Source organism: Plantactinospora sp. CA-290183 (assembly GCF_050936375.1).
GTDB lineage: Bacteria > Actinomycetota > Actinomycetes > Mycobacteriales > Micromonosporaceae > Plantactinospora.
Genome location: NZ_JBNJMX010000014.1, coordinates 86,360 through 93,116, shown reverse-complemented (window position 1 = coordinate 93,116; position 6,757 = coordinate 86,360). Strand labels below are relative to the sequence as shown.

General features: G+C 72.3%; 8 protein-coding genes and 1 pseudogene. 5 read left to right on the top strand and 4 right to left on the bottom strand.

Going from position 1 to position 6,757, the window contains the following annotated elements:
• Both ACQEUR_RS19350 and ACQEUR_RS19345 read left to right on the top strand, forming a co-directional pair.
• Window positions 1–387, top strand: a 387-nt coding sequence (locus tag ACQEUR_RS19350) for a hypothetical protein (RefSeq protein ID WP_433032954.1), incomplete at its 5' end; no start/stop codon positions are given.
• A gap of 24 nt (window positions 388–411) precedes the next feature.
• Window positions 412–747 carry a DUF3817 domain-containing protein gene (locus tag ACQEUR_RS19345; protein WP_433032951.1) on the top strand — a complete coding sequence of 112 codons (336 nt, stop codon included), beginning with the start codon at window positions 412–414 and terminating at the stop codon, window positions 745–747.
• 116 nt (window positions 748–863) lie between these two features.
• On the opposite strand, the gene ACQEUR_RS19340 is transcribed toward ACQEUR_RS19345, so the two are convergent.
• A complete protein-coding gene (locus tag ACQEUR_RS19340) occupies window positions 864–1,049 on the bottom strand; it encodes a DUF397 domain-containing protein (RefSeq protein WP_433032948.1) in 186 nt (61 codons plus the stop codon).
• A 316-nt stretch (window positions 1,050–1,365) separates the two neighbouring features.
• Here ACQEUR_RS19340 and ACQEUR_RS19335 point away from each other — a divergent pair.
• Both ACQEUR_RS19335 and ACQEUR_RS19330 read left to right on the top strand, forming a co-directional pair.
• Window positions 1,366–1,581: pseudogene (locus tag ACQEUR_RS19335) on the top strand (helix-turn-helix domain-containing protein); the annotation flags it as partial.
• Between the two features lie 29 nt (window positions 1,582–1,610).
• A complete protein-coding gene (locus ACQEUR_RS19330) occupies window positions 1,611–2,231 on the top strand; it encodes a DUF5753 domain-containing protein (protein ID WP_433032945.1) in 621 nt (206 codons plus the stop codon).
• A 46-nt stretch (window positions 2,232–2,277) separates the two neighbouring features.
• Here ACQEUR_RS19330 and ACQEUR_RS19325 read toward each other — a convergent pair whose 3' ends face one another.
• Window positions 2,278–2,820 (bottom strand): DUF6232 family protein, encoded by a 543-nt coding sequence (locus ACQEUR_RS19325; protein WP_433032943.1) that lies wholly within the window; start codon window positions 2,818–2,820, stop codon window positions 2,278–2,280.
• A 650-nt stretch (window positions 2,821–3,470) separates the two neighbouring features.
• Here ACQEUR_RS19325 and ACQEUR_RS19320 point away from each other — a divergent pair.
• Window positions 3,471–4,433, top strand: coding sequence for an NlpC/P60 family protein (locus ACQEUR_RS19320; RefSeq protein ID WP_433032940.1), 963 nt, complete (start codon window positions 3,471–3,473; stop codon window positions 4,431–4,433).
• Window positions 4,434–4,512: 79 nt separating this feature from the next.
• Here ACQEUR_RS19320 and ACQEUR_RS19315 read toward each other — a convergent pair whose 3' ends face one another.
• Together ACQEUR_RS19315 and alr are read right to left on the bottom strand one after the other, a co-directional pair.
• Window positions 4,513–5,523, bottom strand: a complete 1,011-nt coding sequence (locus ACQEUR_RS19315; RefSeq protein ID WP_433032975.1) for a D-alanine--D-alanine ligase family protein — start codon at window positions 5,521–5,523, stop codon at window positions 4,513–4,515.
• Window positions 5,524–5,536: 13 nt separating this feature from the next.
• Window positions 5,537–6,715, bottom strand: a complete 1,179-nt coding sequence (alr, locus tag ACQEUR_RS19310; protein WP_433032937.1) for an alanine racemase — start codon at window positions 6,713–6,715, stop codon at window positions 5,537–5,539.
• Between the last annotated feature and the right edge of the window lie 42 nt (window positions 6,716–6,757).

Here is a 6,757-nt window from a genome sequence, read left to right as displayed (position 1 = left end):
CGCCACGTGCTCACCGTCGTACTGGTCGGCACGTTCGTCGCCCTGGGCTGGTGGCAGATCAGCCGCGCCATCTCCGGCAACGCCCTGAGCTGGGCGTACGCCGTCGAGTGGCCGATCTTCGCCGGCTTCACCGTCTTCCTCTGGATCCGCGAGGCCCGGTACACGCTGCGGGGCGGACCGCCGGCGGAGGCGGACGGGGGTGCCGCCCGGACCGAGCGGAACGCCTCGCCGGGGATCCGCCGCCCGGTGCGTACGGCCCGGCCGAGGCTGGCGGCGGACGGTGCGGAGGACGACCCCGCGCTGGCCGAGTACAACCATTACCTGGCCTGGTTGAACGCCAATCCCGGCGCGCGACCGGCCGACTATCCCGGCCCCGGCCGGCGGTAGCGGACAGCGGAGAGGATGGACGTGGTGGGCGGAGCCCTGACCCGGTACCGCGTGGTCGCCAACGTGGTGGGCGTGATTCTGGTCGTGCTCGTCGTGGTGGGCATGCCACTGAAGTACGTCTGGCACGACGCCGTCGTGGTCGAGACCGTCGGCCCGGCGCACGGATTCCTCTACATGGTCTTCCTGCTGGCCGCGTTCGACCTCGGTCGCCGGGCGGGGTGGCCGCTGGGCCGGATGGTGCTGGTGATGCTGGCCGGGACGGTGCCGTTCCTGTCGTTCTACGCCGAGCGCAGGGTGACCCGTCAGGTCCGACGGGCCGAGCCGCGGCCCGTACCCGCGCGCGAGCCGGTCGGCCGCTGAGGCGACACCCTTGGCGGGCGAGGCCGGGTGGCCTCTCCGCGCGTTTGGCTCACCGTCGGCGTGAGCCATTCGTCGGGTCTGTCCGCCGTGAATGAATGAGCGGTGAGCACCGTTCCCTATGCGTCGCGCAGGGTGCCGACAAATGCCTGCCAGGCGGCAGTCGGGAAGACGATGAAACGGTCGGGAACGATCGAGTCACGGACGGCCACGCCGTCGCCGACCGGAGCCACCTCGACACAATGCTGTGATTCGCATCGAGTGCTCTTCCGCCAGGTGATCCCGACGGAGCCAGTCTGCGACATGCGTCCTCCTCAACAGGCATTTCCCGACACGGCACCCGCCGCGACAACGCCCAGACATTACCTGTCGCCCCGCATTCCGCACAGCCCGAAAAACCGGGATTATGATGTACCACTGATAGTGCGCACCACGGGTGATCGGCCGGTTGCCGGAGCCATTGCCGGCTGGTGGAACCCTGCGGGTCCGTGTAGCCTGCACCGAGAAGCCTGGCAATCCGGTAGGTAGCGGGTCGCCAGGTGGCGTGTTGACGGGACCAGAATCAACCGAATTCGACCCTCGCTCGGCCCCCTCGGCGCCGTTTGAAGGGAGCGTTTCCCGATGGCCACGGCGTACGGCCCGACGGTGGGCCGCCGCAAACTCCGCTCCGCGATCCGGCGGGCCCGGGAGGCGTCCGGCCTCACCCAGGAGCAGGTCGCCAATGCAATGGACTGGTCCCTCTCCAAGCTCATCCGCATCGAGGCCGGTTACGTTTCTATTTCCACGAATGACGTCAAGGCCCTGCTCAATTACTACCAGGTGAGTGACCCGGAACAGGTCGCCGAACTCCGCGCTGGCTCGCCCGGGTGTCCCGGCAACGGACCTGGTGGTCGCAATATCGGGACGCCGTCCCACCGGCCTACTATTCCTACATCGGGTTGGAGGCGGAGTCCTCCGAGCTCTACTTCTACCAGTCGGTGGGAATGCCCGGCCTGCTCCAGACGGAGGCGTACGCCCGGGCGGTGCTGCGGACGGTCATCCCGACCCTGGACGATCCGGCGGAGGCGCAGGCGTCGGTCGCGCTGCGGCTGCGCCGGCAGCGCGAGGTGCTCGACCGCGCCGAACCACCGAGCATCGCCGTGGTGCTGGACGAGGCGGCGCTGCACCGGCAGACCGGCGGGCCCGCCGTCATCCGGGAGCAGCTCCTACACCTGGTCGACCTCGCCGAGTCCGGCCGGATCACCGTCCAGGTGCTCCCCTTCACCTCGGCCGTCTACACCCCGCTCGGCCAGTTCGTGATCGTCCGGTTCGCCGGCGGGGAGGACGCCGACGTGGTCTACCTGGAGAGCACCGGACTGGAGGACGTCCTCGACCACCCCGAGGCGGTCACCGCCCACCTGCGGACCTTCAACGGGCTGCGCGAGGCCGCGCTCAGCCCGGCCGACTCGCTGCGCCGGATCGCCGAGATCGCGGCCCAGTTCGGCTGAGCCGCCGCCGCGCCCACCGGTCCGGCGGACGGGGCGGCCGGCCGGGTCAGCGCATCGGACGCCAGGGTGTCTCGGAGGCCGCCGGATAGGCCAGCCCGCCCAGCCGGGCGGTCTCCCGGGCCCGGATCAGCGCCCGGGTCACCTGGCCGAACTGCCGCTCGTGGTCCGAGCTGAACAGCAGCACCATCGAGCCCTGGTAACGCCCCCACAACTCGTACGCCGGAGGACGCCAGCGGTGCCCGACCGCCGCGAGCCCCATCGGCACGAACGCGGTCAGCCCCAGCCCGACGTACGTGGTGGCGGGGAACGCGTACAGGTCGCCGGTGTAGCCGAGCGCGACCCCGATCCCGACCAGTACCGCCGCGGTGACCGCCACCGCCCGGATGGTCAGCGGATCGTGCGGCCCCCGGGCGGTGTGCAGCTGGGTGAGCTCGGCGATGGAGAACCGGCGACCCGCGACGGTGAACGCCTCGGTGGTGATGTGGATGCCCGGCTGCCGGTAGAGCTCCAGCGGAGTCCGGGTCGGCGGCACGTCGAAGAGAGCGAACGAGTCTGGTGACGGGCGGACGACGGGGCGGGTGGGCTCCATCCTTGCCTCCAACGGCTCGTGAGGCGGGCTGGCATCGATGGTCGGGACCGGGCCCGGTTGCCGCCGGGGTGCCGGTCGTCGGGTCGGGTGGCTCGACCTTGCTGGCTCACGACCGTCGGTGATGTCGGCGGTCGCGCTCTGCGACCCGCGACACGACCTGCGGAGGGTTTTCGGCTCTGTGCCCATTGTGCGAAGGGCGCGCCAGCCAACGGAAGGGGCGCAGACAGCCACCTGGCAGATTTCCAGGCGGCAGCTGGCGCCCTCGCAGCTTTTCTGTGGCGTCTCGTACGGATTTGCCCGGACAAATATCGGGCTGCGATCAGCGAAGACTGACCAAAGGGGCGAACAGCCGCTCTGGACACGGGTCACCCTCGTCCACCCACAAATCTGACTGAACGTCGCGACCCCGGCACAGCCAGCTATCTCGACATTGTGCCTATCGCTCGCCAGTGCCGCAGATCGCCCACTGGCCACTGTCGGTGATCGGCCGTCCGGGCTACCGTGAACCGGCCGGGATCCGGTCAACCAGTCATCCCCACCGGGTGATGCCGGTCCGGTGCCGTCGCGGACAGGGGTTCGTCCGTCGGGCTGGCGTTCCCACGCCGGGCCGCACCGCGACGGGTCGGTACAGAAGGGACCTCTTGCCCGCCTTGTCATCCGTGCGAGTCCTGCTTCGCGCCCTCGTCCCGGCCGTCCTGACGGCCGCGCTCGTCGCCCCGATGTCGGGCGCCCGGGCCGAACCGTCGGCCGGCGAGCTCACGCAGCAGATCACCAAGTCCTCCGCCCAGCTGGAAAAGGTCGTCGAGTCGTACAACAAGCTCAACGAGGAGATCAAGAGCAGCCGGGCCACGGCGACCGCCCTCGGTGCCCGGATCGGGCCACTGGAACAACAGGTGGCGCAGGGCCGGACGGAGGCGGCGGAGATCGCCAGCCGGGCCTACAAGACCGGCGGGCTGAGCGGTGCCAGCGCCCTGCTCGGCTCGGGCGACGTCAGCACCCTGGTCGGTCGCCTCGGCGCCCTCAACCAACTGGCCCGGGAACGCGAGCGGCAGATCGAGGGCTTCGACGCCACACAGCGCCGGTACGCCGCCGAGAAGGCCCAGCTCGACGTGACCCTGGCCCGGCAGACCGCCCAGGTCAAACAGCTCGCCGCCAGCAAGAAGAAGATCGAGGGCGAGCTGGCGAAGCTCTACGACATGCGCCGGGCCGCCTACGGTTCGGCGACCAGCGCCGGCAGCAGGTACACCGGCAGCGTCCCGTCGGTCTCCGGCAAGGCCGGGGTGGCCGTCCGCTACGCGTACAACGCGATCGGCAAGCCGTACGTCTGGGCGGCCGAGGGCCCGAACGGCTACGACTGCTCCGGGCTGACCCTGGCGGCGTGGCGGGCCGCCGGCAGGTCACTGCCGCACAACGCGGCGATGCAGTGGGACGCGGTCGCGCACATCGGCCGCGGCTCGCTCCAACCCGGCGACCTGGTCTTCTACAGCGGGCTCGGCCACGTCGCGCTCTATGTGGGCAGCGGCAAGGTGATCCACGCCCCGACGGCCGGGGAGAGCGTCAAGCTCGCGAGCGTGGACATGATGTCCCCGTACGGCTACGGCCGGGTCCGCTGACCGGACGTCGACGACCTGTCGCCGGCACGCCGCGGCGACAGGTCGTCCGCCGTCGTGGCGACGACGGCGCGGCGCGGCGTCAGCCGATGGGGACCGCGGCCCGGCCCGCGTGGCGGCGGAGCGCCGTCCGGACCAGCACCTCCAGCAACTCGGGATAGTCGAGGCCGGCGACCTGCCAGATCCGGGGGTACTGCGAGACGGCGGTGAACCCGGGGAACGTGTTGATCTCGTTGACCACCGGGGTCACCCCGTCCGCCAGGAAGAAGTCGATCCGGGCCAGGCCGCCACAGCCCAACGCCCGGAAGGCGCGCGCCGCCAGGTCGCTCAGCTCGGCGACGACGGCCTCACCCAGCCGGGCCGGGATGTCGAAGACGGTGCCCCGGCCGGCGTACTTGGCGTCGAAGTCGAAGAACGGCCGGTCGTCGGCGACCCGGATCTCCAGCGGCGGCCCCACGTCGAGCCGGCCGTCGGGCCGCTCCAGAACCGCCAGGTCGATCTCGCGCCCGGCCACCGCCGCCTCGACGAGCACCTTCGGATCGCTGCGCCGGGCCAGCCGGACGGCGTCCGGCAGGTCGTCCCAGCGGTCCACCCGGGACACGCCCAGGCTGGAACCGGCCCGGGCCGGCTTCACGAACACCGGCAGGCCCAGCCCCCGCAACTGTGCGTCGGCCGGCACGCCGTCCGGGCCGAGCGTCACCACGTCGCGCGGACGCAGCACCACCGCGGCGGCGACCGGCAGACCCTCGGCGGCGAGGAGCTTCTTGGTGAACTCCTTGTCCATCCCGGCCGCGCTGGCCAGCACGCCGTTGCCGACGTACGGCACCCCGGTCAGCTCCAGCACCGCCTGCAGGGTGCCGTCCTCGCCGTACGGGCCGTGCAGGGTCGGGAAGATCACGTCCACCCCCCGGAGCCGCTGTACGGCCTCGAAGACGTCGACCGGCGCGTCCGTGTCGAAGATCCACTCGCCGGCCCGGGTGATCAGGACCGGCAGCGGGTCGTACCGGGCCGGGTCGAGGTGCGCCAGCACACTCTCGGCGGACCGGCGCGACACGTCGTGCTCCCCGCTGCGGCCGCCGCCGATGACCGCGATCCTCCGCCGTGGTTCAGGCACTGACCCGCTCCCGTCCGCTGCGCCGGGCGGTACGCACCGGCAGGTAGCGTCGGGGCACCCGGGCCCCGACGCCGGTGAAGATCTCGTGCGGGTTCGTCCCCGCCCACCGGGCCCAGTCGCCGACCGTCGGCTCCCCCCGATCTCCCGAGCCGAAGAGCAGCACCTCGTCGCCGGTCCGGACCGGCAGATCGCCGACGTCGACGACGATCTGGTCCATGGTCACCCGGCCCGCGATCGGGCACTGGCGGCCGGCGATCCAGACCCGGCCCCGCCCGGTGGCGGCCCGGGGCACCCCGTCGGCGAAGCCGAGCGGCACCAGCGCCAGCGTCGAGGCGGCCCGGGTGACGTAGTCGTGGCCGTAGGAGACGCCGGTGCCCGCCGGGACCCGCCGGGTCAGGATGACCCGGCTGCACAGCGTCATCGCCGGCCGGAGCCCGGCGGCCTGGCCCGGCAGCGGCTCCACCCCGTACAGGGCGATGCCGGCCCGCACCAGGTCGAAGTGGGTCCGGGGCAGGCCGACCAGCGCCGCCGAGTTCGCCAGGTGCACCAGGTCGGGGGCGAGCCCACCGGCCCGGGCCAGTGCCAGGGCGCGTTCGAGGCGCCGCAGCTGCTCGGCAACGCCCCGGTCGCCGGGCACCTCCGCGGTGGCGAGGTGGGACCAGACCCCGCGTACCCGGAGCAGCCCGGCCGTCTCGAAGGCGCGCGCCCGGCGGACCAGCTCCGGCCAGTCGCCGTCGCCGGCACCGTTGCGGGCGAGTCCGGTGTCCACCTTGAGGTGCACGTTCGCCCGGGTCCGGGCGCGGCGCGCGCCGGCCGCGATCCCGGCCAGGTGCGGGGTGGAGGCGGCGGAGAGGTCGACCCCGGCCGCGACGACCGGCGCGAAGTCCTCGTCGGGCGCGTGCAACCAGCTCAGCAGCGGCGCCGTGACGCCCGCGTCCCGCAGCGCCATGGCCTCCGCGCGCGAGGTGACCCCCAGCCAGCCGGCTCCGGCGGCCAGCACCGTCCGGGCCACCGGCAACAGGCCGTGCCCGAAGGCGTCGGCCTTGACCACCGCCAGCAGCGCCGCGCCGGTACGGCCGGCCAGCAGCCGGGTGTTCTGCGCGATCGCGTCGAGGTCGACCACCGCCTCCGCGAGCGGTGCGGACGGGTCGCCGCCACCGAGTTCGATCATGTCGGCGACGCTATGTCGAGGCTGTGAGGATTTCGTGAATCG

Bases quoted from the DNA above. Each gene is read 5' to 3' on its own strand.
- ACQEUR_RS19340 (WP_433032948.1), bottom strand. From the start codon at position 1,049: ATGTCGCAGACTGGCTCCGTCGGGATCACCTGGCGGAAGAGCACTCGA.
- ACQEUR_RS19325 (WP_433032943.1), bottom strand. From the start codon at position 2,820: ATGGAGCCCACCCGCCCCGTCGTCCGCCCGTCACCAGACTCGTTCGCT.
- alr (WP_433032937.1), bottom strand. From the start codon at position 6,715: ATGATCGAACTCGGTGGCGGCGACCCGTCCGCACCGCTCGCGGAGGCG.